Raw genomic sequence first — 25,471 nt, 5'->3', positions numbered from 1 at the left:
TAGTGTCATGGTCTCGGACGGGGAGCATGTCCTAGAACCTCTGCGCTACGTGTGCGACCAATGGCAACATGGCAACGGCCAGCACAAACGTCATCGCCAGAACCGCTCCCGCTGGATAAACGCTGTACGCCCAGCCGTATGCGATCTGCCCGAGAGGCTGGGCGCACATGCTCGTGGAGAGCGCGAGCGACATCACCTTGCCGGTCATGTCCTCGGGGCAGCTCATCTGGATCGCCGGCACGGCTATGAGGTTCGCGAGGGTGATGGCGACCATGGTTCCGCAGGTGCTCGCCGTGAGCGTTGCAAGGCGCACTCCATCGCCGGCGGGAAGTGTCATGACGAACGCCTGAGGCAGGATGGTGAGCGAGAAGGCGGCGATTGTTGTCGGGAATCGTCGCTTGGAAAGCGACTTCGCGGCTCGTCCTCCGACGAGAGCGCCAAGCAGTCCGGATACTCCCACGAGACCATATGCAAGACCGTACGCCGTGGAGCCGAACCCCAGCACGGTCCGCACCATGTAGGGGAAACCGACCTCCGCATAGCCCGTCACCAGAAAGTTGAGCGCAGCGCAGAGCAGCACCAGATGCAGTACATGGGGACGCTTGCGAGTGAGGAAACGTCCGGCGCGCACAAGATCATCGAGGGCTGAGGGGCGCCCATCGTCACCGCGCTCGGGCGCGCCGAGCCGGATGAAGCACTCCACGACTGCGGCCGTGACGAATCCCACGATGGTGACGCCCATCATTGGCATGGCGCCCACCGCCGCGTAGAGCACGCCGCCGAGCACGGCCGGCACGAGCGTGCTCGTCTGGTTCACCACGTTCACCACAGCCATCGCGCGACGCATCACGTCCTCACCGTGGGAGCGGAACATCTGCGGCAACGCCGCCTGCACCGTGGGCGTCTCCATGGCATCGAGCACGGCGAGCACCACCTGCATCACGGCAATCGCCGCCAGATTGAATCCGGTAGCCGAGAAAATCGCCGCGCAAATGAGCACCGTTACGGCGGAGAGCGTGTCGAGCACCACCATGATGGTCCGACGGTTCCTGCGGTCCGCCACCACGCCGCCAAGGGGCGAGAGGAGAATCGTGGGCAGAATACTCGCCGTGAGGATGGAGGCGAACGCCGCGGCCGAGCCGGTCTCGTCAAGCACCCACATGGACATGGCGAACCGCAACATGAGGTTGGCGAAGAGCGATATGCCGAGACCTGCGACAAGCAGATAGAAGTCGCGTACGCGAAGAGGGTCCGCGGCTGGGCTGCTTTGCGGTTGAGTCGTGTATTCGGACGTGTTCGTCATTATTGAATTCCTTTCCGTGGCATTCATGGACATCCATTCAGACCGACCGTCGGTCTGTTATGGTGATAAAAAATGCGCCACGGCAAAGGACGCACAAACGTCCTTTCACCTGGGCGCCATAATTTGCAAACCAGCGTGCCCGGGTACGTCCTATGCGGACGCCGCTTCCCCCTCTGGCATCAGGGCTGTGAGGCCCTTGACCGCTCGTGGGATGAGCGTCTCGTCGAACACCGGCACGCCGATGGCGTCAAGCATCGTGGCGAGGCAGCGGATGCGCCGTTCCATGTCGGTACGGTCGGCGGGATAAAAGCAGGGCATGAGCCAATAGTTGCCGAGGAGCGAAAGCAGCTGCGCCGCCTCCTCGGGATATGCTGTGGGAATCGAGCCGTCCTGCACGCCCATATCGATGAGCGAGCGGAAGGACTCCGGTAGCCTCGTTGACCAGAAGCGCATATTCGCGGTGAAGAACGCGGGATCCTTGAGGAGTGCGAGCTGGGATCGAACGAGATCCAAGTGATCGGGGGCGTCCACGGCGGAAATGACGAGTGCACGCAACTTCTCCAACGCGCTCATGTCATCACGCTCGATGAGTTCGTCGAGGAGACGCGCGGTGACGGCCCACTCGTCGGCGTTCAGCTGGTCGAGAATCGCCTCCTTCGATTTGAAATGGTGATAGAGCCCGCCCTTGGAAAGACCTAGATCGTTCAGGATGTCCTGAACGGATGTCTTCTCGTAGCCCTTCTCGGCGAAGAGCCTTCGCGCGGAATTGAGGATTCGTCGTTCGGTGTCCTCGTGGTGCGTATGGTGCGCCATGACCTCCTCCTTTCCTTTCTTCCCCAGAGCATACAGACCGTCGGTCGGTCTGTCAAGTGCTCGAATAGATCTTCATGCGTTGTGCTTGAATATCCACAACACGGCAGGATGAAAACCAACAAACATCGAGCTTCAATTCAATGTGTCTGAGGACAGATAAATGACTTTTGAAATGACACGATTTCACTTCTGGATGACTATCCGTCGGCTGCGCAAGTGGGGGGATGGACGGCTGTTGCGGTACGGCAAGTCGGTCGAGTTCACGTTCAGCGTCTCGAAATAATGGATTCTCCGCTCCCGAGGGGAACGGCGAAGGAACGTAACTGAAATCATGCCGAGTGGGGCTCCGCTCCGGTAATCGTCCGGAACGAAGCCCCACTCGCAAAAGCCCAAAAACCTCAGTGCTCCGGCAGTATCTCGCCCATGGAGAACAGCGCGGCCTCGCCGCCGAGGCTCACGCGGCCGCCGCCGACCGATGCGTGGATGACTCCTCCGCGTTCGGACGCCTGACAGGCCACCAGATTCGACTTGCCGAAACGACGGCTCCAATAGGGGAGGATATGGCAGTGACCGGAACCGCAGACCGGGTCTTCGACTATGCCGAGTTTCGGCGCGAACGAACGCGAGACGCAGTCGAAGCCCGTTCCCGTTTCGCCGGCCGCCGTGACATTGACCAGCAGTCCATCCAGCTTTGCCAGCAATGCCATATCCGGTGTCAGACCTCGCACGGCCCTTTCGCCGTCCATTACGCACAGCAGATCACGGCCCAGCCATGCCTCGACGGGCCTCGCACCCAGCGCCTGTTCCATCGCATCGGTGACGGGAACCGGCGCAAGGTCATAGGCGGGAAAATCCATGACGAAGATCTCCCGACCCGATTCGTTCCGCCGTCGTATCACGGATAATTCGCCGCTCATCGTATGGAATCGCGCCTCGTCGGCTTCCGGCTCCACGAAATGCAGCACCACATAGGCGGACGCGAGGGTGGCGTGGCCGCACAAATCAATCTCGCCGCCCGGTGTGAACCATCGCAGACGGTAACCCCCAGGCTCGCTCACGACGAATGCGGTCTCCGAAAGCCGGTTCTCCATCGCGACGTCCGCCATCAATTCGTCGGACGGCCAAGAGGGCGGCAGGCACACCGCGGCCGGATTCCCCCTGAAAACCCTGTCGGTGAACGCATCGACCACATACTGTTGCATAACGTCATTGTAACCGCGTTGGTGAGCGATAACCGTCGGTGGATCGACGGAGACCGTTCCGGTATGGGCCCCGTCCCGCACGATCCTCGGAATAGAACCCCATGCAGGAAACACCGATTGAATAATCGGCATGATGTTCCTCCCGCAGAAGGCTCATACGACTTTGCCGACGATTTGTGACCGATTGCGCTCAAACGTTTTGTGAGCGGTAACCATTGGCGGTACGCTATATCAGTCCCGAATACGAATACTTCCCATATGAGAGGAAAGAGAGCCTCCATGAAGAAGAGCCTGCTGTCCATCGCCGCCGGAGCCTTCGTGCTCGGCGCCGCCGAATTCGTGATGATGGGCATCCTGCCCCAGGCCGCCTCGGCCACACACGTCTCCATCCCCACGGCCGGCCACTTCATCTCCGCATACGCGATCGGCGTATGCGTCGGCGTGACCATGCTCGTCTTCGGCCGCAAGACCAGTCCCAAGCATCTGGTGATCCTGTTCATGGCGCTCGCCCTCATCGGCAACGCCATGAGCGCGGCCGCGCCGAACGCCATCGTTCTCGTCATCGCCCGTTTCATCGCAGGCCTGCCGCATGGCGCGTTCTTCGGCACCGGCACAGTCATAGCGAAGGCGCTCGCCGACAAGGGGCATGAGGGCAAGGCCGTGTCCGTTATGGTCACCGGCCAGACCATCGCCAACATGTTCGGCGTGCCCGCCGGGACCCTGCTCGCCGAATACCTAGACTGGCGTCTTGCCTTCGTGATCTTGGCGCTTGGCTCGGCACTCACCATCGTGCTCACGCTGGCTTGGATGCCGCTCATCCCCGCCGTGCCGGACGCCGGCCTCGCCGGGCAGTTCCGCTTCCTCGCCAAGCCCGGTCCGTGGCTGGTGCTCGGAGCCGTGTTCGTCGGCAACTCCGGCGTGTTCTGCTGGTGGAGCTACGTCTCTCCATGGCTGCAGAAGACCGGCGGCTACGATTCGCAGTTCGTGCCATTGCTCATGATGCTCGCCGGATTCGGCATGGTCGTCGGCGGTCTCGCCGGCTCGCATCTGGCCGACCGGTGGCTTCACGCCGCGACGGCTTCCGCAGGGCAGGCCATCTCCGCCATAGGCCTGCTTATGGTGTTCCTCGTTCCGGGGAACCTCGTCACCTGTGCCATCCTCACGTTCTGGATCGCGTTCGGGCTGTTCTTCATCAACGGTCCGCAGATGCTGCTCATGGCCGACGCCGGCAAGGGCGGCGGCGAGCTCATCGGCGGCGCCGCCGTGCAGATCGGCTTCAACGGCGGCAACGCCGTGGGCTCACTGGTCGGCGGCATGGCGTTGAACGCCTCCGGCATGAACTACCACGTCACCGGACTGGCGGGTCTACCGTTCACCGTGGTCGCGGTGCTGCTGCTCGCCACATTCGCTCTGCGCTACGAACGCAAGGAAGCGCGCTGATTTACCTTGGCTGATTCGTTCTTCCCGTTTCCATGCCTTGATAGCTGACGTCTCGTAGAGCCGAGGCCACGCGACGGATGTCATCCGGCGTGGTGCGGCAGCATCCGCCGATGATCGTGGCTCCCTCGGCAAACCATTCCGAAGCGAGCCGGGCGATATCCAGACCTCCGGGATTCGGTGTCCACGTCTTGGTTCCGGGATGGTAGACATCGCCGTTGTTCGGATAGGCGATAATCGGCTTCGATGTTGCGCGACGAATGATGTGGACAGCAGGGGAGACCGTCTCCGGCGGCACGCAGTTGACGCCAATCGCCGCAATCTGCGGATTGCCGTCAAGCTCGGCCACGGCCTTCTTGAGTGGCGTTCCATCGCACAGATGCCCCGCATCCTGCAGACTGAACGACACCCATGCCTGTGTTCCCGCGAATTCATCGTTCAATAATCCGACCAAAGCCCGCACCTCGCCGATATTCGGCATCGTCTCGAACGCGAACAGATCCACGCCGGCATCGGCAAGCGCCTGCATACGCGGACGATGGAAATCGCGATACTCCGCGTCGGACAGCGCATAGTCTCCCGTGTATTCGCTGCCATCCGCCAGAAACGCGCCATACGGCCCCACGCTGCCGGCGACGACAAGCGGACGGTCGGCGGTCTCGTCGTCCGTGTGCGCCCTGCGATACTCCTCCCGAGCGGCGATGGCCTCCTCCGCGGCGACGGCGATCAGACGTCTGGACTGCTTTCCCGATAATCCCAGCTTCTCAAACGCCGGAACATTCGCCTGATACGAATCGGTGATGGCGATGTTCGCTCCCGCCTCGAAATAGGCCCGATGCACGTCACGGATGATTCGCGGACTGTCGACGAGTGCCGTCGCGGACCATAACGCACTCGCCGTGTCCACGCCCTGCCGCTCCAGTTCCGTCGCCATCGACCCGTCCACGATAAGCGGCGACTGTCGCCGCAAAGCCCCGTCAAAAACATCATCCATAGGCAATATGGTAGACACTGGGGAATGTCCGTTTCGTCGTCGATTGCTACATTGGATGTTGAATTTGGGTGGATGGCGGGGCAAGCGTGCCATTGCCATAAGAGAACATGAACGAAGGAGCGAACCCATGCGGCGACCGATCATGAAGAACGAGGCGTTCCTACGCAGGGCATCCGAGCCGGCCACGCAGGACGACCTGCCGGTGGGCGACGATCTGAGGGACACGCTTGAGGCCCATGCGCACGAATGCGTCGGCATGGCGGCGAACATGATCGGCGTTTCCAGACGTGTCATCGTGTTCGCCGACGAACTGATCGGACGCAACATGGTCATGTTCAATCCCGAGATCGTCGACAAGGCAGAACCGTATGCGGCGAGCGAGGGATGCCTGTCGCTGACGGGGGAGAGGAACACCACACGCTACCGCCGCATCACCGTCACCTACCGCGACCGTCGCTGGCGTGAACGCACCGCACGGTTCGAGGACTTCACCGCTCAGATCATCCAGCACGAGGTCGACCACTGCAACGGCGTCATCATCTGACGGCGTTCGACACATATCGACCGGCAAGAACGTCAATCATCGCAGGAGGTCAATGCATATGACAGACGATACCGTACGAGAAAACTCCTCCTATCAATTGCCCGAGGGGTTCGAGCATTGCTCGAAGCTCAGGCCCGTCGTCGAGGCGAAGACCGCGCTCGACAGGGTGAAGGCCATCGTCGACATCCTCTATTCGCCCGGCGGCTGCCCGTGGGACGGCAAGCAGACCAATCGCACGCTGCTCAAGCATCTGCTTGAGGAGACCTACGAATACATCGACGCCGTGGAGACCGACGACCGTGACAACATGCGCGAGGAGCTCGGCGATGTGCTGCTCCAATCCATATTCCAGGCGCGCGTATGCGAAGCCGACCCCGACGATCCGTTCGACATCGACGAGGTCGCCGACCGGCTGGTGAACAAGCTCATCACCCGTCATCCTCACGTGTTCGTGCCTGACGACGACGCTGCAGCACCGTCTTCCGGCTCCGAATCCCCGGAGGATACGCTTGCCCTGTGGGAAAAGGTCAAGCAGAAGGAGAAGCATCGCAAGTCCGTGCTCGAGGGCATCTCGCACACGCAGGGTGCGTTCCTGCGCGCCGCGAAGGTCGTCTCCCGCGTCTCCAAGTCACCGCATGCCGAAGAACTGTTCGGTGCCTTCGGCGGAATCGACGATGCCGATTCCATGGCGGAGTCCCGACCCGACGCCTTCGCCGACGAGATACTCGCCGTCATCCGTCGGGCCCAGGCCGACGGAGTGGATGTGGAGGCCGCTCTGCGCAACCGTCTGCGCGATGTCGAAACGGATATCGCACGGCGCGAGGGGACCATCGCCGGACGCGAGGCCCAGACCGACTCATCCGAAAGCTGATTTCCGCATCGAAGGGCAACGAGGGCAACGGGGAAGGACCGGCATGGGCAACATCGTCGATTACGTGCGCAACGAGTTTCGCGACTTCGCAGAACTGGAGTTCAACGAGGTCGATTCATTGGTGTTTTCGGAACTGGCCTACATGCATGCGCCGCAAGTCGTGCCCCGATACGGCCGCGCCAGATCCGTGGACACCGTGCCGATCACGATGCTGCTGCGGGCCGAGGACTACCCCCGCATGTTCGATACGGGGTCCGAGCGGCTCAACGCATCGCGGGCCGACCTGCTGCGCGCGATCTGCGAGTCCCCGCGATTCCGCGGGCTGCGGGTGGGGGAATATGTCGAACGATATGACGTCGGCGAGGAGATGCAGTTCGCGGCCATGACCTTCGACCTCGGCGACTGCGCGGGAATCGGAAGGGCCCGGCCCGCCAGGAGCCCCAAAGGCTCCGCCGTCGGCGACGCCGTGATGAACGGACTGCTGTACGTGGCCTTCCGCGGCACCGATGGCACGCTTGTCGGGTGGAAGGAGGACTTCAACATGGCGTTCCGGTGCCCGGTGCCGGCGCAGCGGAACGCCATGGCCTATCTCGAATCCATCATCGACCGGTCCGCGGGCTTCCCCGGCGGTCATGCTCCGGCTGTGATGGTCGGCGGACATTCCAAGGGCGGCAACATGGCGGTGTATGCCGCCACCGGCATCGTGCAATCCGATCTTGACGGTATAGGGGAGCGGGCGCGTCGCCTTGGCCTGGTGCCGTCGCCATCGGCCCCCGTCACCGGTCGGTCCGAACGAATCGGCGCGGTGTTCTCCCATGACGGTCCGGGACTGCCCCAATCGACGGCCGACACGGCGGCATTCCATGCCATCGCCGGACGCATACACAAGACCGTGCCGGAATCCTCGATCATCGGAATGCTGCTGCATACGGTGAATGACTATACCGTGGTCATATCGGACGAGACCGGCATCATGCAGCATATGGGGCTCAGCTGGCAGGTGGCCGAAGGCGCCCGCTCCGGCGAATCCGGCGGGTTCCGCACGGCCGAAACCATCGGCGACCCCGCCGCCTATATCGGCAGGGTCGTGGACGCATGGCTGGAGGCCGTGCCTCCCGAACGCCGCCGCAAGGTCATCGACGAAACCTACCAGATCTTCGCCGCCGCCGGATACGACCGGTTTTCCGAGCTGGCCGCGAACTGGTCCACGGCGCTGCCGAAGATTCTCGACGCGGCGCGCGGTACCGACCGCGAGACCCGCACCCTGCTGTTCGACGTGTTGAAGACACTGTCGGCAAGTGCCGTCAGATCGCTTGGCGCATAGCCGCATCCACCGCGCGGTTCATGACCGCCGGACGATTGCGAAGGCAAGTCACAGATACGTGCTCCATCCGAGCTTGGCCGCCAGGATGACGCCGGCGAGCACCGCCGCCGCGCGCATGATTCTGGCGGGGATGCGGCGAGTGATGGGCGGCGCGATGTAGCTGCCGAGGAAGCATCCGGCGCACAGGGCGACGGCGAACGGCCAGTTGACGGATCCTCGCACGATGAACATGATGGCCGCGGTGATGTTCGCGCCGAATCCGATGACGGTCTTCAGCGCGTTGATCTCATGGAACTTGCCGATATGGCCGAGGTCGAGGATGGCGAGCGCGAACGTGCCGGCGCCCGCGCCGAAGTAGCCGCTGTAGATGCCGACGAAGCTCACGCCCAGCCACATCCACCACGGGTCCTTGCGCACGTCGTCCTTCGGTTTGGCCAGTTCGCGTTCCACGGCCTCACGCGCCTGCGCCGAATCCGGACCCAGCGCCTTGCCGACGGAGTCTCGGGCGTGGGCACGTTCTTTCGGGTTGAACGCGATGATGAGCGCGCTGAACAGGATGAGTGGCGGCACCAGATATTCGAACACGGCCGGGGGGAGTTCCAGCAGCAGCAGACCGCCGACGATACCGCCGACCACGCCTATGGTCGCATAGATGATGACGCGCGTGCGATGTCCGGTCAGCTCCTTGCGGGCGGAAAGGCATCCGCCCACGCCGGTGCCGACCACGCCCACGGTGTTCGTGGTGTTCGCCAATACCGGCGGCACGCCGATGGCCAGCAAGGCGGGATAGGAGACCAGCGACGAGGCGCCGACCGCGTAGCCGACGAACCCGGCGCCGATGCCGGCGAGCAGTACGAGCAGCAAAGTGACTACCGAGATTCCGGCAATGGTCATGGTCTTCCTCACATCATGTCGTCATCGAAAACGAATTGAACAACAAGCGAGCATAGCCATTCGCCACCGGTCGGTCGAACGTCTGACCGTAACGTGGACCGTTGCCGTATGTTTCATACGATTGCTTGTGTCCTCTATCATCGGCAGTGTCAGCGATAGGTGCTCCATCCCAGAACCCCAGCGAGAAGGACACCGGCGACCATGGCCACCATGCGCATGATATTCGCGGGAATATGGCGGGTGACGGGAGGGGCCAGCGCACCGCCGATGAAGCAGCCGGCGCCCAAGGCGATGGCGTACGGCCAGTTCACCGTGCCCCGCGCGATGAACAACACGGCGGCGGTGACGTTCGACCCGAATCCGATGACGGTCTTCAACGCGTTGATCTCATGGAACGACCCGACGCGTCCCAGCCCGAGCACGGCTATGGTGAGCGTGCCGGCACCCGCGCCGAAATACCCGTTGTACACGCAGGCGAACACCACGCCCAGCCACATCCACCACGAATCACGGCGTGGATCGTCTCGGTCCGGAACCGTTGCATTCGCATTTGCGATGCGTTTGCCGGGATCGGCCACGATGGTGATGGCGCTGAACAGGATGAGCGGCGGGGCGAGATACTCGAATACGACGGGCGGCAGCTCGATCAGCAGCAATGCGCCGGCTACACCGCCGATGACACCGATGACCGCATAGATGATGACTCGCGCGCGATGGCCGGAAAGCTCCTTGCGGGCGGAGAGCAGGCCGCCTATGTCGGTGCCCAGCATGCCCACGGTGTTCGTGGTGTCCGCCAATACCGGAGGCACGCCGATGGCCAGCAGCGACGGATAGGACACCAGCGACGCCGCACCGGTGGCATACCCTATGAAACCGGTGCCGAAACCTGCGATCAGCACCAGCAGCAGGGTGACCGCCGAAACTCCCGCAATGGTCATGACGCTCCTGTTCGATAACGGTCGGATGAGTACGAAACGCAACCGATGATAATCGTCGGGCAACGGTGCGGACGATATCCGGCCGTAACGTGGACTTCGGCGTTATCATCGAAGCGGAACCGCCGCGACCGGCATGGACGCCGGACGATGACCAAGGTCGGTAATCCGGTGATCAGGATCATCCACGGAAGGAACAACATGAGCACGAACACGGGAAAGAAACTCGCCATCGTCACCGGCAGCGCCATGGGCCTCGGCTATGAGCTCGCCCGACAGCTGATCGGCAGGGGCTGGTTCGTGGCCGGCATCGACTTCAACGAGGAGCGTCAGGTCGAACTGGCCAGGGAATTCCCCGCCGACTCGTACCATGGCTTCGTCGGCGATGTCTCCGACGAACTGTTCGTCAAGAAATCCGTGGCCGAAATCGCCGGAATCGGTCATATCGACCTGCTCATCAACAACGCCGGCCAGCCGTCGTTCAAGGAACCGGCGAAATACGAGGCCGCTGACGTGGACAAATGTCTCAAAGGGCTTAGGGGCATGATTCTGTGGAGTGTCGAGACGCTGCGCGTCACAGGGGAGCGGGATCTCAAGATTGCGAACGTCATGAGCACCGCCGCCACCCGGGGCAATGCGAACGAATCCGTGTACTGCGCCACCAAATGGGGGGAGAGGGGCTATACGCAGAGCCTCAAGGCCGCGTACAAGGGCAGCAGCGTGAAGGTCGTGGGCGTGTACCCTGGCGGCATCGACACCGACTTCTACCGCGACAGCCACGACTATGTGTCATTGGAGAAGCAGCACTCGTTCATGAGCCCTGCCGAGCTGGCGGAGGTTATCCTGTTCAATCTTGTCAACGACGCCAACCTCACCGTCTCCGACATCCTCATCGAACGAAACTACCGCTGAGTCGCCGATTGCCGGCGCCGTTGATCCGGCGGCGCGCCCGGTCAGCGGCGCCGCATCACGCTGTCGACCATGCCGATGACGACGCCCACTGCGGCCGGCGTAAGCCAGCCCAGCTGGGCGTCATACAACGGCAGCAGGCCAAGCGTCGCATCCAGCCACGGCAGCGCGCCGCCGAACACGGCGACAAGACTGGCGATGCAGCCGAGCGCCGCCACCGCGCCCACCAGCAGCACCGTCCAGAAGTACACGCGGGGGAACCGGTCGGCGAACACATGATGCGTCAGCGTCAGCGCCACCAGCACGATGGCCATGGGATACAGGGCCGAAAGCACCGGCACCGACACCTTGATGATCATGCTCAGGCCGGCGTTCGACACCACGAAGCTGAACACGGCGAAGATCGCGCCCCAGGTACGGTATTTCATGCGATGGCCCGCCACGACGGGAAAACGGTTCATGAAATACGTGCCGCAGGTCGAGATCAATCCGGTGCACACATTCAGACAGGCGATGACGAACACCAATCCCACGAACGCCGTGCCGAACGGGCCGAACAACGCGGCGGTCAGATTCGTCAGCACCGTGGCGCCCGTATCGTGCGCGGGATCGATTGCGGCTATCGAACCGGACGCCGCACCCATATATGCCAGCACGCCATAGATGATGATGAGCAGCATGCCGGTGCCGACGCCGGCGAGCGCCGTCTCCCTGCGCACCTGCGATTCGTCGCCGATGCCCCGCGAACGTACGTTCGCCGAGATCACGATGCCGAAATACAGTGCCGCCAGCAGGTCCATGGTCTGGTATCCGTCGAGGAAACCACGCGACACCTGACCGGAGACGTAATCGCCCATCGGTGCGGCGAATCCGCTGGAATGCCTGACGACGCAGGCCACGAACAGTACGGCGATGAGTGCCAGCAGCAACGGTCCCATGAAACGGCCCAGCGTTTTGGACAGCCTTTCCGGGTGTGCCGAAAGAATGAACGAGACGGCGAAGAACGTCGCGGAATAGAGGAGCTGGGGCAGCCATGAGAGCGTTTGCGGCATCGAGCCGGTGAACGGTACGATCGCCATCTCGAACGACGTGGTCGCCGTTCGGGGGATGGCGAAGCACGGGCCGATCGTCAGGATGATGGCGAGCCCCAGCAGCGAGGCGAATTTCGGGGACACTCGGCCCGCCAGCTGCTCGAACCCGCCGGCGAGCGAGACCGCCACCACGCCGAGAATCGGCAATCCCACGGCGGAGATGATGAAGCCGGCAGCCGCCATCGGCGTCATCGCGCCGGCCTGGGCTCCGACGAACGGCGGGAAGATGAGGTTGCCGGCGCCGAAGAACATGGAGAAGAACGTGAACGTCATCAGCACGCGGGCCCTGGAGCCAAGCCGGGCGGTCCTTCCGGATGCGGCGGTGGCGGTTTCGGCATGGTTGTCGGTGGTGTTGGCCATCATCTCTCCTCGTTCGGTATAGCGGCTTCCCATTGTCCCGACCGGGCGTGTCGCCGTCAACCGGATTTTTCCAGAATTTCACCAAGGGTTCCATCATCCGGTAGCGAACGGATGCGGGTCATCGGCTATGGTGAATACCACGATGAGGCATCGGTGCCTCGAACGTAACCATTGTGAACATGTGAAATGAGGTATACGGCATGGGAATGCCATTGGATCTGTACGTCATCCGACATGGCGAGTCGGAGGCGAATGTCATCGTCAAGGCCGGAGAACAAGGGGACAATTCGCTCTACACGCAGGACAACGTCACCGTCCCCGACCGATCCTGGAGGCTCACGGCCACCGGCCGCAAGCAGGCCGACTGCATCGGCCGGTGGCTGGTCGAGCAGCAGCCGCTCTTCGACCGTTACCTGGTCTCGCCATACGTGCGCACCCGCGAGACGGCGGCCACCATGGCGCTGCCCAAGGCCCGGTGGGAGGAGACGCGCGTGCTGCGCGAACGCTCATGGGGCGAGATCAACACCATCACCCAGGAGGAGTTCCGCACCAACTATTCGCGCAACTGGATGTTCAAGCACACCGATCCCCTGTACTGGCGCCCGCCGGCCGGCGAATCCATCGCCGACGTGGCTGAGGACCGCGTGCACAACCTGCTTACGTCGCTCAACCGCCGCGCCGAGGCGGAGTCCGTGGTCGCCGTCTCCCATGGCGATTTCATGTTCGCGCTCATGCTCACCCTGGAGGACATCTCCGACGAGGAGTTCCTGCGTCGTACCTCCGACGACGCATGGACCATCACCAACTGCACGTGCCTGCATTATTCGCGGCGCGACCCCAACACCGGCCGCACCTCGCAGCGCGTACGCTGGGAGCAGACCGCACGCCCCGTGTTCAACGAGGCAATCGGCCGCTGGGAGGTGAAGGTCGATCCATGGCGCGAGTTCCAGAAGCCCATGCTCAGCAACGGCGACCTTGTGGACGTGGTCCACTCCGTCGACCCGCATCTCGAACAGTACGCGAAGTAGCCGAGGCGTCGGGTGGCATGGGCGCGGGCGGCGCAAATGCTGGATGCTATATGGTCCCGCCGCCCGCATGCCCCTCGTATCGGTACAGCACCGTACCGGCGTCGTCGGCGATGGTGACGGACGGTCGGTTCGCGATGTCGAAGTCGACGACAAGGCCCTGCGCGCCGTCGGCGCTCACGGAACGGTAGACGTATCGTTCGTTCTCCAGCCGCAGCGTCTGCGTGCGGGCCTCGACCAGCCACGGATTGCGTCGGCGCAGCCCGATGAGATTCTGATGCGCACGATATATCGGCTCGCCCAGCGCCGACAATTCGTCGGGCGAGGCGGGAAACATCGGGCGGATGTCGTCGTCGCCGCCGAGGCATTCGCGTTTGATGCCCGTATACCCCTGCTCGTCGCCGTAATAGACGCTCGGCGTGCCGCCCACCGTCATGAGCACGGCGAGCGCAAGCACCGCCTTGTCCGCGCCGACCTGGCTGGCGATGCGCGTGACGTCATGGTTGCCGACGAACGTCTGTGGAACGAACGCGTCGAGGAAGCTGTTGTGCCTGCCGAGCGTCCAATCCAATTCGTAGAAGTTCCGGGTCTTCAGGCTCGACCATATGGCCTTCCACAGTTCGTATTCGGTGACCGAATCCATCGTGGAATCCCTGACGATCTGCGCGTAGTCGCCGTGGATCACCTCGCCGAAGATCCACGAATGCGGATGGCGTTCGCGCACGGCGGGCAGCGTCTTCGTCCAGAATCCCGGGGGCACGGCGTAGGCGGCGTCAAGACGCCAGCCGGCGGCGCCGCGGTCGAGCCAATGATTCATCACCTCGGCCACATACCGTATGGTGGCGGGGGAGTCGTGGTTGAGGTCGACCAGGCGGTCGTGGCCTTCGAATACGTCCAGCACGGGTCTGCCGTCCTCGCCGGTGCGGGCCTTCACCAGTCCGGCCCAGGGGCTGTCCGAGTCGCCGTCAAGCGCGGCCCTCACCGCCGGATGCTCGCGGCCCACATGGTTGAACACGCCGTCGAGGATGATCTGCAGTCCTTTGCCATGGCAGGCGGAGACGAGCCGGTCGAACGCCTCGTCCCCGCCGAGACGCACATCCACATGCATGTGGTCAATCGTGTCGTAGCCGTGCGATGAGGATTCGAAGATCGGTCCGAGCAGCAGGCCCGAGACGCCGAGGTCACGGGCGTAGTCGAGCCATGGAATCAATGCGTCCAGTCCTCGTCCAAGGAACCGGCGTCCGCCTTCGGGGCGGATCTGCGCGCCCACGAATCCGAGGGGGTATACATGCCACCAGATGCCATGACGCACCCAATCGGGCATCGCATGCGTGGCGAACGGCGGCTGGGGCACGGTCTTCTCCGATGAATCCGATGCGGTATTCGAGACGGTCATGGGACCTCCCTTGTGTTCGGTGTCGCCGGGTCGTTCCGGCGAACATGCAGCCAATCTATATCGCATGATACGGGCTTCGGCCGCGTGCCGCACGCCCGCGTGGCATGGCCGGCGATTCGCTATAATCGCCTCTGGCCCAGAGGATAGAGCGAGACGGGACGAAACGACGATGGCAACGCAGGATATGCAGACGGGTGCGGACGACGTGAGGCCGAAGGCGGTCTCGCCCCATGTCGCACGACTCATGCTGCTGGTCAATGCCGCGGTATGGGGATCCGGATACACCATCCTCAAGCACATCCAAGCCACGGTTCCCACGCAGTGGATGATGGCCATCCGCCTTTCCAGCGCCGCCCTGATCATGGGCGTCATCTTCCTGCCGCGCCTGCGGCGTATCCGGCTGGGGCGGCTCGTGGTCCCCGGCATCATCCTAGCGCTCACCTACTGGCTGGGATTCCTTTTCCAGCTCAAGGGGCTTGAGACCATCCCCCCGGGGCGCAACGCGTTCCTGACCGACACCTACTGCGTCATGGTGCCGTTCCTCATTTGGGCCATCACCCGCCGTCGGCCCAACTGGCAGCACATGCTCGCCGCCGTGGTCTGCATCGTCGGCATCGGATTCGTCTCCCTGGGAGGAGGCGCCGCCGTGGGGGTGCTCGAGATCGGCGCGGGCGACGTCTACACCATCATCGGCGCGTTCTTCTTCGCCGCGAACCTCGTGGCCGTGGGCATCCTCGCCAGGAAGTTCGATCCGGTGGCGCTGATGTTCATGGAGTTCGTGTTCACCGCCGCATTGTTCCTCGGTGGCGCGTCATTGCTTGAAGGAGCCCCGCAGCCCGGATGGGCGCGATGGGACCTCGTCGCCGGATTCGCATACCTCGTCATCGGCTCCACGATCATCGCGCAGATATTCCAGACCGTGGCCATCAAGTTCGTGCCCACGTCACAGGCATCCATCATCCTGAGCACCGAAAGCATCTTCGGCGTGCTCATGTCCGTCATCTTCTACGGCGAGCGGCTCACCACGTCGACGGTATGCGGCTTCGCGCTCATCTTCTGCGCCATATTGCTCAGCGAGCTTCATCTGCCGAGGCGCCGGACGGACGGTGAACGTCCGGCGCGAGGCTGACCGTACCGTCGGGACGACGTCAGGGGCGGCCGAACGTTCAGTGGGCAGGTCCCTGATCCCATCCCGAGATCAGAAACACGCGGGTCGGGTTCGCCGGCCGGACGATCGAGCCGAACATGTGCGCGAAACCGGACGTATCGCCGGTGTATGCGCGGCGTTTGGCATCCCTGTAGTCGTTGCCGGTGACCGAGTGCCAGTCGAGGTCCCAGCCGGCGCTATGGGCAAGCCGCGAGGCGAAGATGCGCAGCACCATGGCGTTGCCGTAGGCGAAGGGATGCAGGTAGCCGAGCTCGTCGTAGAAGTGGGCGAGTCGTTCGGCGAAGTCCGCCCGGTCCAGGCATGCGAGATTGCGTGATTCGTGGAGTTCGGAGGCGATGTTCGCCGCGCCCGTCTCCAATAATGCCGCGGGGAAGAACGCCTGCGTATTGGCGGCGATGTCGTTCGCCCGGACGTTGTATGCCCCCTGTGCGGTGTCGCGCCTGCGCAGCATGCCGGCATCGACGCGGATGCCCTCGAACAACGTATGGTGGATGGCGCGCAGTTCGGCAAGGTCGCCGCTGGGGGAGGCGGGCCGTTCGGCGAACAGGATGGTACGGGCGAAGACGGCGTCCGCGCAGTCCGCCAAATCGTCCCCGCCGTCGGACGGGGTCCTGTCCACGAACTCGTCAAGAGGCATCCTGCCGTCCATATACGATCGGGCGAGCCTCATCGTTCGCGGGCTGATCGTCATTGATTCGAGCGCGCAGTTCGTGGCGGCGAAAGCGACTGCGCTCATTCGTTCCGCTGGCAACATAGTTCGATAATAGACCATATCGTCCGTGCATCGCGTATTCATGGGACCGGCATATGCCGGAACATGCGTATGATACGTCGGCACATATGGAATGAGCACATGAGGTACGACGGGAAGCGCATATGAGAGGCGGGCGTTCCGCGATCTTTCGGAACGGCCGCCTCTCATAGCCCGGATACGGGCCGTCGTCCATCGTCCGGTGGATGGACGCGGGACTACTTGGTCAGCAGCGGGTCGAGCACGGCGCCGGCCTGGACCTTGTAGATGAGATAGGTGTCGTCGAACGGCAGGTTGAACAGCTGACGCAGGGCGCCGAACTCCTCGCGTTCGCCCACGAAGTTGATGTTGGCGTCCTTGAAGTCCGGGTGGTCCTTGCCGATCAGCAGTGCGGCATCGCCGAGAGCCGAGGTGACGCCCACGAGGGACTTCGCGCCGGTGGCCTTGTCGACGACCTTCACCACGAGAAACAGGTTGTTGTCAGAAGCCATGATCGCACTTCCTTTACTCTTGATGTCCTTGATGATTCGCATATCATCGTAACGTATGGAACGAACATATCGGATGGCGCGAATGTTCGTTTCCCATGGTGTCCCGCAGGCCGGTTCGTCACGATGATTTCGCCAGTCCCGCATTGATTTTCAGGGTCAGCACGCGCTGTGCCGACCGGTCGAGCGATTGGGCGAACGCCGCGTCCGATTTCGCCTTGGAGACCAGGCCGTCGATGATCGACCCCACGTTCTCGTAGTCGCCGATGCAGATGAGATCGCCCCCGGCCGCCACGAACCGGACGCCGAGATCCCTCGCTGGGATGGAGCTGACGGCTTCGGCGGATACGGAATCCGACGTGACCACGCCCTGGAAGCCCAGCTTCGCGCGCAGATAGTCGTCGATGATGGTCTTCGAGAACGCCGCCGGCTGTGAGGAATCGATGGCCTGATACGTCGCCAGCGACATCATGACCATGTCGGGCCTGGCGGCGAGCGCCTGTCTGAATCCCTCGACCTGACCGCCGTCGAGCTTTGTGGTCGTATCGGTGATGCCCTGGTCGGTGAAGTCGGTGTTGCCGGTCACGGCGCCCAGTCCGGGGAAATGCTTGACCGTCGTCATCACTCCGGCCGATTTCATGCCGGTGATGAACGCCGCGGCATGTTGGCCGTTGCCCGCCGCGTCAAGACCGAAATCCCGGTCGAGCGCGCCTATCGGCGCGTTCTGGCTGCGGCTCGCCGTCGACACGGTCCCCGCCACCGGGGCGAGGTCCACGTTCACGCCGGCCGACTTGAGTTCCCTGCCCCATGTGGCTGCGGACGATCGCAGCGCATCGGTGCTCAGACGTCCCTGCTCCACGGCGCTGGGCATGTCGCTGAATCCGCTGCCGGTGAGATGCTGGACCTGTCCGCCCTCCTGGTCGACGCCGATCAGCAGCTTGGCGTTGTCCGGCGCATACCCCTGAAGCGTGCTTGAGACCTTCGCGACCGACGTCGTGCCGCCGTTCCAGTTGCCCAGCAGCACGACGGAACCCACATGGCTGTCCTGCACCAGGGATTTGACGTCGGTGGCGGGATTGCCGGCGAACAACGGCACCATCAGCAACTGGCCGGCCTTCTCCTCCACGCTCATGGAGGCCACCATGGATTGCGCCTGGTCGGTGGCATTCTGCGAGGTCGCCCGCGGGGACGATGTGGTCGCATTGGGAGACGGAACGGCGCTTTTGCCCGCCGGCTTTGCGGCCGAAGACGATGGGGCTGCCTCCGAGGACGGGAACAGCGGCATGGAGCAGCCGGCTGTGGCCAGCAGCATGCCGATCGTCGCGCACGCCGCAGCAAGACGCCTCCCTGCAGTGCCGTGCATGCGGCCGCTCATGTCACGGCCGGAGAGGATGGAACGCTTGATGGTCATACGTCCCTTGATAGCACGCCCCCAATCCAAGGATTGCGCTCGTCGCCAAGCCCAGGCGCCGCAGCCGATTGCAGTGATACGCTGGGGACGGTCGAGACAGAGAGGAATCCGTCGTCTGCATCATCAGGGCGGACGATGCGAATGGCAGAGGTGGCAGTATGGTGTTTCCCAGAATTTCCGATGCGAAGGGGAGGACTCCGGCGCGCAGGACCATATTGTCGATGATCGCGTCGTTCCTCAGGCTGTTCGACAAGCCGACGCGTGCGCTGATCATCGCCTGCGGCATCGTCACCGTGGTGGCCCTCGCCGTGGTCATTCCCAAGGGGCCGGAGCCGTTGCTCGATGACACGGCTCCCGTCGTCGAACAGGTCGACATGGAGAAAAGGACGACTACGCCGACCGCTTCGGTGAAGCGCGCGAAGGCGGTGCCCTCGCCGAAACCGACCACCCCGTCATGGCAGATGCCCAGCGGCGGCGCCCACGTCGACCTGCGCAAGGTGCGTGACCTGAATGTACGCGTGTCCATCGCCGAGCAGAAGACCTACATCCTCAGCGGGAAGACCGTCGTCTACACCATGCGATGCTCCACCGGCATGAAGGGCAGCACCCCGACCGGTAGATTCAAGGTGCAGAACCGCGGCGAGGACTTCTTCAATCCCAACGAGAACATGGGGGCGAAATACTGGGTGTCATGGGCCAACTACGGCGAATACCTGTTCCACTCCGTACCCACCGACAGGCAGGGGCGCTACATCGTCTCCGAGGCGGAGAAACTCGGACGTCCCGCCTCGCACGGCTGCGTGCGACTGACGGTGGCCGACGCGAAATGGCTGTATGAGCAGCTGCCCGTCGATACCCCGGTCACCATAGGCTGAAATATCAACCGTGCGGACGGAATCCGTCAGGAACGGGGCGGGAGACGAACCGTTCCCGCCCCGTCATCTCAGTCGCGCTGTGACTGCTTCATGCCCATGCGGATGCGAAGCGCCACGGTGAGCACCAGCAGCATGAGCCCCAGCACCGCCATGTCGAAGCACCACTGCTGCGTCGAATGCGTCCACAGCGGATCGTCCTCGGCGTTGAGCATCGCCCATTTCAGATCGACCGTGGACGCCGCGGCCGCGAATCCCCAACGTGCCGGGAACAGATAGGACACCTGTTCCAGTCCGGCACGGTCGGTGACCGGGATCATGCCGCCGGAGAACACCAGCTGCGCCATGACCACAATGACCAGCAGCGGCATCGTCTGCTCCGTGGACTTCACCAGGGAGCTGCCCACGGCACCAAGCATGGAGCACACCCATGCCGTCGCCCAAACCACCAGCACCAGTTCCACGGTGCTGCCGTTGCGCCACACGGCGCCGTACTTCGGCATGTCCTTGCCGCCCACGACGACGACCATGACCAGGAGCAGCGACTGCAGCAGCGTCTCGAGACACAGCACCACGAACTTCGAAAGCGTATACGACGTCGGGGAGAGCCCCACGGCGCGCTCGCGGAAATAGATGGGGCGTTCCGAGACGATGTCGCGAACGGAAAGCGCCGCTCCCATGAAGCTCGCACCGAGGATCAGCAGCACGAGAAGCTGGTTCGGCTCGGTGGGGGAGTCCTTCACGTCCGCCAGGCCAAGGCCATGGTCCCCCGGCACCACCAGCGAAAGCGCGCCCAGTATGAGGGGCAGCAGCAGCAGGAACACCAGCAGTCCCGGATCGGCCACCACGAGATGCAGCTGTCGATGCACCAGGGTCAGCGCCTGACGGAAGCGTCGTGGCTTCGGCGGCTTCTCCCCGTCGTGCCGCTGCACCACGGCCTTGGGACGGTTGGCAGGCGCCGTGCTGAACGTGCGCGTCGGATGCTCGGCCACGTCCTTGAAGATGTCGGACCATTCACGGCCCTTGAACGCCTCATCCATCTGCTCGACGGACCCGTAGAACGCGGGCCTGCCGCCGGGGGCGAGCATAAGCACGTTGTCGCACAGGTCGTGGATGTACGAGAGCGAGTGGGTGACGACCACGACCACGCGTCCCTCGTCGGCGAGCTTGCGCAGCATCGACATCACACGCAGGTCCAGCGCCGGATCGAGGCCGGACGTCGGCTCGTCCATGACCAGCAGCTCGGGTTCCGTGAGCAGCTCGATCGCCGTCGAGACGCGTTTGCGCTGACCTCCGGAAAGACGGTCGATGCGGGTGTTCCTGTGCTCGGTGAGCTCGAGGTTGTCGAGCACCTTGTCGATCACCTGCGTGCGTTCCGAGGCGGTCGAGCCGGGCAGACGCAGCTTGGCCGCGTACTGCAGGGCCGCGTCCACGCGCAGCTTGCCGTGCACCACGTCGTCCTGCGGCACGAAGCCGATACGGCTGCGCAGCAGCGCGATGTCCCGCTGCACGTCGTGGCCGTCGAAGACCACATGTCCGTCGGTGGGGGACTCCAGGCCGGCGAGAATCTTGACGAATGTGGATTTTCCGGCTCCGGACGGGCCGATGACCGCGGTCAGCGAGCCCACGTTGAAGGTGGCGTCGATGCCCTCCAGCAGACGCTTGGCCCCGCCTCCCTGACCGACCGTGAGGCCGATGCCCTCGCAGGAGACGCACTTGGTGCTCATGAACGACTTGCGGGCCTGCAGCACCGAACCGGTGACGACCAGATCGGTGTTGCCCAGCGTCACGACGTCGTTCTCCTTGAGCCACACCTTGCCCACGCGGCGGCCGTTCACATAGGTGCCGTTCGCGCTGCCGAGGTCGGTGAGCTCGATGCCGTCGCGGGACGCGCGCACCGAGCAGTGACGTCGCGACACCAGCATGTCGCTGAGGACGATGGTGCAGGCGGGGTCCCTGCCGATGGTGCCGCTGCCGCCGCCCCGCGGGTCGAACACGCCCTTCACGGTATGAGGCATCGCCACCTTGGCACGGCTGGAGACGGCGGAGCCCCGCCGACGCAGCATCGTGGCGCCGGCGTCATCGCTTGGGGACGTCGCCTTCCGCTCACGCCTCGCCGTCGGCAGGGGCAGGCTCGGTTTCGGCGGCAGTGCGGGCGACTCGACCGTCGGCGCGTCGGGGACGGACGGGCGTGGGGGAATCGCCGGGCCTGCGGCGGGTTTCGGCGGCAATGCCGGTCGTTTCGCCGCCGGCGAATCCTTCCGCTTCGGCGGTCGTGGAATGTCAGGGGTACCTGTCGAATGGCTCATGATTGGTCCAGTGTCCCTTATTGATTGGCTTCTCTCTGTTTCCATACCATTATCGGCGGCCATATGACGTCCGGATGTCGGGCCATGGAAAAAGACGGAGATCCGAGGCCTTTCGCGGGACTACTGTAGTCTTGAACCATGTCGTTATTTGATATGTTTGGTTTCCCCGATCCCTTTGACCCTCAGGGCAATCGTGACCGACGAAGCGCCAGGGGCCAGCGCGGAGGCGATGACGATCCCGTGATCCTTGACGTCACCGCCGACGGCGAGCAGCGTCACGACGGCGATTCGTCGCGCTCGTCACGAGGCAGCGTTCCCCCGAACTTCCCCCGCATCCCCAAGGCGGGCTCCGCCGGCATGCCTTCGATGGGACGCGGCAACAGGATCTTCATCGGCGTGGTGGTCGCGCTGGTCATTCTCCTCGGCCTGGTCTTCGGCCTTTCCCGCTTCATCACCGAGGTCATGTGGTATTCGCAGCTCGGTTTCTCCAGCGTGATCTGGACCACGTACGGCGTACGCATCGGCCTGTGGGTGGTGTATGCCGTCGTCGTCGCCCTGGTGGCGTACATCGCGGCGTGGCTCGCCATCCGCGCGCGTCCCGACTTCGAGGATGGCACCAAGATCCGCTTCCGCAACGGCGTGATGGAGATGGATCCCGGCGTCAGCTCGAAGATGGCCCGACGCGTCGCCGTCATCATCTCGCTGATCGTCGGCCTGGTGTTCGGCTTCCAGTTCAACGCGAACTGGTCCGAGATCCTGCTGTTGTTCCACAACCAGTCCTTCGGTACAAAGGACGCCCAGTTCGGTCTGGACAACGGCTTCTATGTGTTCGTGCTGCCCGGACTGAAGCTGGTTGCCTCGGCATTGTTCACGATGCTCGTCATGGGGCTGCTGTTCTCCGTCATCACCCATGTGCTCATGGGCGGCATCCGTCTGGGCATGCCGACGAAGGGCCGTTCCATCTTCGACATGACCCGTCGCGCCCGCCGTCAGGTCGCCGTATGGCTCATCCTGTTCTTCCTCGTGTGGGCCGTGCGCATCGCGCTCGGCGTGTTCTCCACGCTCACCGAGCAGGGCGACCGCATCACCGGCGCCGCATACGCCGCCGTGCACGCCACGATTCCGGTGACGTTCGCCATGGCCGTGCTGGTGGCCGTCCTCGGCGTGGTCCTCGGCGTATGGATGATGATCACCAAGAGCCTGAGCAACGACACCCCGGCAGCCTCCGCCACTGCGGCGCTCAGGGCATGGCGTACCCCGGTGGTAGCCATCGCCGTGGTCGTCATCGCATCCATGCTGCTGACCATCGTGTATCCGGCCCTCCTGCAGCGTTTCAAGGTGAACCCGAACGCCCAGGAGCTCGAGTCCACGTACATCCAGCGCAACATCGACGCCACGACCGCCGCCTACGGCCTCGACAAGGTCAAGACCCAGGAATACGACGCCACGACCGCCGGCAAGTCCGGCGCGCTCGAGTCCGATGCCGAGACCACCGCGCAGATCCGACTGCTTGACCCTCAGGTGGTCTCCCCGACGTTCAGGCAGCTGCAGCAGTCCAAACAGTACTACACCTTCTCCGATACGCTGGCCGTCGACAAGTACGAGATCGACGGCGTCAGCCAGGACACGGTCATCGGCGTGCGCGACATCAACCTCGCCGGCAACGACAACCGCAACTGGGTGAACGACCATACCGTGTACACGCACGGCTACGGCGTCGTCGCCGCCTACGGCAACAAGGTGACCTCCGACGGACAGCCCGAATTCTTCGAACAGGGCATCCCCACCCAGGGCAAGCTCACCGAATCGCAGCACTACGAGCCACGCATCTACTTCTCCCCGAACTCGCCCGACTACTCCATCGTCGGCGCGCCCAAGGGAACGAGCGCATGGGAGTTCGACTACCCGACCGGGTCCAAGGGCGCCACCACCACGTTCGACGCCGACGGCGGACCAAGCGTGGGCAATCTTTTCTCCCGCATCCTGTACGCCATCCGGTTCGGCTCCGACCAGATCCTGTTCTCCGACCGCGTGACCTCCGCCTCGCAGATCCTCTACGACCGCGATCCGCAGACCCGCGTCGCCAAGGTCGCCCCGTATCTGACCCTCGACGGCCGTGTCTACCCGGCGGTCGTGGATGGTCGTGTCAAGTGGATCGTCGACGGCTACACCACGTCGGACGCCTACCCCTACTCGCAGCAGACCGACCTCGGATCGGCCACCACCGACTCGCTGACCGTGAGCTCCGACACCGTCAAGGGGCTGGGCAGCCAGCAGGCGAACTACATCCGCAACTCCGTGAAGGCCACGGTCGACGCCTATGACGGCTCGGTGGACCTGTACGCGTGGGATCCGAGCGATCCGGTGCTCAAGGCGTGGGAGAGCATCTTCCCCAACCAGTACAAGCCCATCTCCGAGATCTCGGGCGACCTGATGAGCCACATGCGCTATCCGGAAAGCCTGTTCAAGGTCCAGCGCTCGCTGCTGAGCAAGTACCACGTCTCCAGCGCCAGCCAGTTCTTCTCCGGAGAGGACTTCTGGCAGACGCCGACCGACCCCACCGAGTCGCAGCAGGAGCAGAAGCAGGACATCAAGCAGCCGCCCTACTATCTGACCATGCAGACGCCGGGAACCAAGGAGCCGACGTTCTCGCTGACCTCCACCTATATTCCGGCCGGCGGCCAGACCAGGGAGATCCTCACCGGATTCCTGTCCGTCGACTCCGACGCCGGCAGCGAGAAGGGCAAGGTCGGGCCGAACTACGGTACGATCCGACTGCTCGAACTGCCCAAGGACACCAACGTCCCCGGCCCCGGACAGGCGCAGAACAACTTCAACTCCAGCGCCGACGTGTCGAAGGAGCTGAACCTGCTCGAGTCCGGCAGCACGAAGGTGGAGCGAGGCAACCTGCTCACCCTGCCCATCGGCGGAGGCCTCGTCTATGTTCAGCCGGTCTACATCAAGTCCAGCGGCGCCACCAGCTATCCGCTGCTGAAGAAGGTGCTTGTCGCCTTCGGCGACCAGGTGGGCTTTGCGGACACCCTGGACGAGGCGCTCGATCAGGTGTTCGGCGGTGATTCCGGTGCCTCGGCCGGCGATGCCGAGAAGACGGGGCAGAGCCAGCAGCAGTCCGGCAAGAGTGGCCAGACCGGCGAATCCACATCCGGCAAGTCGCAGTCGCAGCAGTCCGGCGGCTCCGCCACCACGATGACGCCGGAGATGAAGCAGGCGCTGCAGGACGCCTCCCAGGCCATGAAGGACTCCGACGCCGCCATGAAGAACGGCGACTGGACCGCCTACGGCAAGGCGCAGAAGCAGCTGCAGGACGCGCTGAACAAGGCGATGTCGCTCAGCGGCGACCAGCAGTAGGCCCG

Annotated in this window: 21 protein-coding genes; 9 read left to right on the top strand and 12 right to left on the bottom strand. The window is 63.6% G+C overall.

What is annotated here, in order from left to right; all coding sequences use genetic code 11:
• Positions 1–31: 31 nt before the first annotated feature.
• The 3 genes from GFD18_RS01800 to GFD18_RS01790 all read right to left on the bottom strand — a co-directional run bounded on the left by GFD18_RS01800 (position 32) and on the right by GFD18_RS01790 (position 3,450).
• Positions 32–1,303, bottom strand: a complete 1,272-nt coding sequence (locus GFD18_RS01800) for an MFS transporter (RefSeq protein ID WP_163199720.1) — start codon at positions 1,301–1,303, stop codon at positions 32–34.
• A 150-nt stretch (positions 1,304–1,453) separates the two neighbouring features.
• Complete coding sequence (locus GFD18_RS01795; protein ID WP_163199721.1) at positions 1,454–2,116, bottom strand: TetR/AcrR family transcriptional regulator; 663 nt, start codon at positions 2,114–2,116, stop codon at positions 1,454–1,456.
• A gap of 398 nt (positions 2,117–2,514) precedes the next feature.
• Positions 2,515–3,450 carry a PhzF family phenazine biosynthesis protein gene (locus GFD18_RS01790; protein ID WP_204313984.1) on the bottom strand — a complete coding sequence of 312 codons (936 nt, stop codon included), beginning with the start codon at positions 3,448–3,450 and terminating at the stop codon, positions 2,515–2,517.
• Between the two features lie 147 nt (positions 3,451–3,597).
• On the opposite strand from GFD18_RS01790, the gene GFD18_RS01785 reads away from it, so the two are divergent.
• Positions 3,598–4,758 (top strand): MFS transporter, encoded by a 1,161-nt coding sequence (locus GFD18_RS01785; protein WP_100511216.1) that lies wholly within the window; start codon positions 3,598–3,600, stop codon positions 4,756–4,758.
• A gap of 1 nt (position 4,759) precedes the next feature.
• Here the strand turns inward: GFD18_RS01785 and mmuM are convergent, their stop codons facing one another.
• On the bottom strand, positions 4,760–5,842 hold the full coding sequence (gene mmuM / locus GFD18_RS01780) for a homocysteine S-methyltransferase (RefSeq protein ID WP_225432858.1): 1,083 nt from the start codon (positions 5,840–5,842) through the stop codon (positions 4,760–4,762).
• Positions 5,843–5,876: 34 nt separating this feature from the next.
• On the opposite strand from mmuM, the gene GFD18_RS01775 reads away from it, so the two are divergent.
• Genes GFD18_RS01775 through GFD18_RS01765 form a run of 3 tightly spaced genes read left to right on the top strand, consistent with a single transcriptional unit; the run spans position 5,877 to position 8,488 of the window.
• Positions 5,877–6,293 (top strand): peptide deformylase, encoded by a 417-nt coding sequence (locus GFD18_RS01775; protein WP_100511214.1) that lies wholly within the window; start codon positions 5,877–5,879, stop codon positions 6,291–6,293.
• 58 nt (positions 6,294–6,351) lie between these two features.
• Complete coding sequence (locus GFD18_RS01770) at positions 6,352–7,164, top strand: MazG family protein (protein WP_225432857.1); 813 nt, start codon at positions 6,352–6,354, stop codon at positions 7,162–7,164.
• 43 nt (positions 7,165–7,207) lie between these two features.
• Complete coding sequence (locus GFD18_RS01765) at positions 7,208–8,488, top strand: Mbeg1-like protein (RefSeq protein WP_100511212.1); 1,281 nt, start codon at positions 7,208–7,210, stop codon at positions 8,486–8,488.
• A 48-nt stretch (positions 8,489–8,536) separates the two neighbouring features.
• On the opposite strand, the gene GFD18_RS01760 is transcribed toward GFD18_RS01765, so the two are convergent.
• Together GFD18_RS01760 and GFD18_RS01755 are read right to left on the bottom strand one after the other, a co-directional pair.
• Entirely contained in the window at positions 8,537–9,382 is an 846-nt protein-coding gene (locus GFD18_RS01760; protein WP_100511211.1) for a sulfite exporter TauE/SafE family protein, read from the bottom strand.
• A 149-nt stretch (positions 9,383–9,531) separates the two neighbouring features.
• Positions 9,532–10,320: a sulfite exporter TauE/SafE family protein gene (locus GFD18_RS01755; protein ID WP_100511210.1), complete on the bottom strand. Its 789-nt coding sequence runs from the start codon at positions 10,318–10,320 to the stop codon at positions 9,532–9,534.
• Positions 10,321–10,518: 198 nt separating this feature from the next.
• Between GFD18_RS01755 and GFD18_RS01750 the strand changes: the two genes are divergently transcribed.
• Complete coding sequence (locus GFD18_RS01750) at positions 10,519–11,229, top strand: SDR family oxidoreductase (protein ID WP_100511300.1); 711 nt, start codon at positions 10,519–10,521, stop codon at positions 11,227–11,229.
• Positions 11,230–11,270: 41 nt separating this feature from the next.
• Here the strand turns inward: GFD18_RS01750 and brnQ are convergent, their stop codons facing one another.
• Entirely contained in the window at positions 11,271–12,677 is a 1,407-nt protein-coding gene (gene brnQ / locus GFD18_RS01745) for a branched-chain amino acid transport system II carrier protein (protein ID WP_404801598.1), read from the bottom strand.
• A 200-nt stretch (positions 12,678–12,877) separates the two neighbouring features.
• Between brnQ and GFD18_RS01740 the strand changes: the two genes are divergently transcribed.
• Positions 12,878–13,705, top strand: a complete 828-nt coding sequence (locus GFD18_RS01740) for a histidine phosphatase family protein (RefSeq protein ID WP_100511209.1) — start codon at positions 12,878–12,880, stop codon at positions 13,703–13,705.
• A gap of 46 nt (positions 13,706–13,751) precedes the next feature.
• Here GFD18_RS01740 and GFD18_RS01735 read toward each other — a convergent pair whose 3' ends face one another.
• Complete coding sequence (locus GFD18_RS01735) at positions 13,752–15,026, bottom strand: alpha-amylase family protein (protein WP_163199825.1); 1,275 nt, start codon at positions 15,024–15,026, stop codon at positions 13,752–13,754.
• A 241-nt stretch (positions 15,027–15,267) separates the two neighbouring features.
• Between GFD18_RS01735 and GFD18_RS01730 the strand changes: the two genes are divergently transcribed.
• On the top strand, positions 15,268–16,227 hold the full coding sequence (locus tag GFD18_RS01730; RefSeq protein WP_225432856.1) for a DMT family transporter: 960 nt from the start codon (positions 15,268–15,270) through the stop codon (positions 16,225–16,227).
• A 37-nt stretch (positions 16,228–16,264) separates the two neighbouring features.
• Here the strand turns inward: GFD18_RS01730 and GFD18_RS01725 are convergent, their stop codons facing one another.
• The 3 genes from GFD18_RS01725 to GFD18_RS01715 all read right to left on the bottom strand — a co-directional run bounded on the left by GFD18_RS01725 (position 16,265) and on the right by GFD18_RS01715 (position 18,880).
• Positions 16,265–17,002, bottom strand: coding sequence for a Fic/DOC family protein (locus tag GFD18_RS01725; protein WP_225432855.1), 738 nt, complete (start codon positions 17,000–17,002; stop codon positions 16,265–16,267).
• Positions 17,003–17,235: 233 nt separating this feature from the next.
• Positions 17,236–17,508, bottom strand: a complete 273-nt coding sequence (locus tag GFD18_RS01720) for a hypothetical protein (RefSeq protein WP_100511207.1) — start codon at positions 17,506–17,508, stop codon at positions 17,236–17,238.
• Between the two features lie 118 nt (positions 17,509–17,626).
• The gene (locus GFD18_RS01715; protein WP_191997275.1) at positions 17,627–18,880 is read right to left on the bottom strand and encodes a glycoside hydrolase family 3 protein; all 1,254 of its coding nucleotides are present in this window, start codon (positions 18,878–18,880) and stop codon (positions 17,627–17,629) included.
• Positions 18,881–19,074: 194 nt separating this feature from the next.
• Between GFD18_RS01715 and GFD18_RS01710 the strand changes: the two genes are divergently transcribed.
• On the top strand, positions 19,075–19,791 hold the full coding sequence (locus tag GFD18_RS01710; protein WP_163199723.1) for a L,D-transpeptidase: 717 nt from the start codon (positions 19,075–19,077) through the stop codon (positions 19,789–19,791).
• Between the two features lie 68 nt (positions 19,792–19,859).
• Here GFD18_RS01710 and GFD18_RS01705 read toward each other — a convergent pair whose 3' ends face one another.
• The gene (locus GFD18_RS01705; RefSeq protein ID WP_163199724.1) at positions 19,860–22,019 is read right to left on the bottom strand and encodes an ATP-binding cassette domain-containing protein; all 2,160 of its coding nucleotides are present in this window, start codon (positions 22,017–22,019) and stop codon (positions 19,860–19,862) included.
• Between the two features lie 216 nt (positions 22,020–22,235).
• Between GFD18_RS01705 and GFD18_RS01700 the strand changes: the two genes are divergently transcribed.
• Positions 22,236–25,466, top strand: coding sequence for a UPF0182 family membrane protein (locus GFD18_RS01700; RefSeq protein ID WP_163199725.1), 3,231 nt, complete (start codon positions 22,236–22,238; stop codon positions 25,464–25,466).
• The last annotated feature ends 5 nt before the right edge of the window (positions 25,467–25,471 follow it).

It is taken from the genome of Bifidobacterium saimiriisciurei (assembly GCF_010667655.1).
In the GTDB taxonomy this organism is placed as follows: Bacteria; Actinomycetota; Actinomycetes; order Actinomycetales; family Bifidobacteriaceae; genus Galliscardovia; species Galliscardovia saimiriisciurei.
Note: the sequence above shows the minus strand (reverse complement) of the source record. Positions and strands in the feature narration are given on the sequence as shown.

What these genes read in the sequence shown, in the direction of transcription:
- GFD18_RS01800 (WP_163199720.1), bottom strand. Translation starts at nt 1,303, where the DNA reads ATGACGAACACGTCCGAATACACGACTCAACCGCAAAGCAGCCCAGCC.
- GFD18_RS01795 (WP_163199721.1), bottom strand. Translation starts at nt 2,116, where the DNA reads ATGGCGCACCATACGCACCACGAGGACACCGAACGACGAATCCTCAAT.
- GFD18_RS01790 (WP_204313984.1), bottom strand. Translation starts at nt 3,450, where the DNA reads ATGCCGATTATTCAATCGGTGTTTCCTGCATGGGGTTCTATTCCGAGG.
- GFD18_RS01785 (WP_100511216.1), top strand. Translation starts at nt 3,598, where the DNA reads ATGAAGAAGAGCCTGCTGTCCATCGCCGCCGGAGCCTTCGTGCTCGGC.
- mmuM (WP_225432858.1), bottom strand. Translation starts at nt 5,842, where the DNA reads ATGGCACGCTTGCCCCGCCATCCACCCAAATTCAACATCCAATGTAGC.
- GFD18_RS01775 (WP_100511214.1), top strand. Translation starts at nt 5,877, where the DNA reads ATGCGGCGACCGATCATGAAGAACGAGGCGTTCCTACGCAGGGCATCC.
- GFD18_RS01770 (WP_225432857.1), top strand. Translation starts at nt 6,352, where the DNA reads ATGACAGACGATACCGTACGAGAAAACTCCTCCTATCAATTGCCCGAG.
- GFD18_RS01765 (WP_100511212.1), top strand. Translation starts at nt 7,208, where the DNA reads ATGGGCAACATCGTCGATTACGTGCGCAACGAGTTTCGCGACTTCGCA.
- GFD18_RS01760 (WP_100511211.1), bottom strand. Translation starts at nt 9,382, where the DNA reads ATGACCATTGCCGGAATCTCGGTAGTCACTTTGCTGCTCGTACTGCTC.
- GFD18_RS01755 (WP_100511210.1), bottom strand. Translation starts at nt 10,320, where the DNA reads ATGACCATTGCGGGAGTTTCGGCGGTCACCCTGCTGCTGGTGCTGATC.
- GFD18_RS01750 (WP_100511300.1), top strand. Translation starts at nt 10,519, where the DNA reads ATGAGCACGAACACGGGAAAGAAACTCGCCATCGTCACCGGCAGCGCC.
- brnQ (WP_404801598.1), bottom strand. Translation starts at nt 12,677, where the DNA reads ATGGCCAACACCACCGACAACCATGCCGAAACCGCCACCGCCGCATCC.
- GFD18_RS01740 (WP_100511209.1), top strand. Translation starts at nt 12,878, where the DNA reads ATGGGAATGCCATTGGATCTGTACGTCATCCGACATGGCGAGTCGGAG.
- GFD18_RS01735 (WP_163199825.1), bottom strand. Translation starts at nt 15,026, where the DNA reads ATGCCCGATTGGGTGCGTCATGGCATCTGGTGGCATGTATACCCCCTC.
- GFD18_RS01730 (WP_225432856.1), top strand. Translation starts at nt 15,268, where the DNA reads ATGGCAACGCAGGATATGCAGACGGGTGCGGACGACGTGAGGCCGAAG.
- GFD18_RS01725 (WP_225432855.1), bottom strand. Translation starts at nt 17,002, where the DNA reads ATGAGCGCAGTCGCTTTCGCCGCCACGAACTGCGCGCTCGAATCAATG.
- GFD18_RS01720 (WP_100511207.1), bottom strand. Translation starts at nt 17,508, where the DNA reads ATGGCTTCTGACAACAACCTGTTTCTCGTGGTGAAGGTCGTCGACAAG.
- GFD18_RS01715 (WP_191997275.1), bottom strand. Translation starts at nt 18,880, where the DNA reads ATGAGCGGCCGCATGCACGGCACTGCAGGGAGGCGTCTTGCTGCGGCG.
- GFD18_RS01710 (WP_163199723.1), top strand. Translation starts at nt 19,075, where the DNA reads ATGGTGTTTCCCAGAATTTCCGATGCGAAGGGGAGGACTCCGGCGCGC.
- GFD18_RS01700 (WP_163199725.1), top strand. Translation starts at nt 22,236, where the DNA reads ATGTCGTTATTTGATATGTTTGGTTTCCCCGATCCCTTTGACCCTCAG.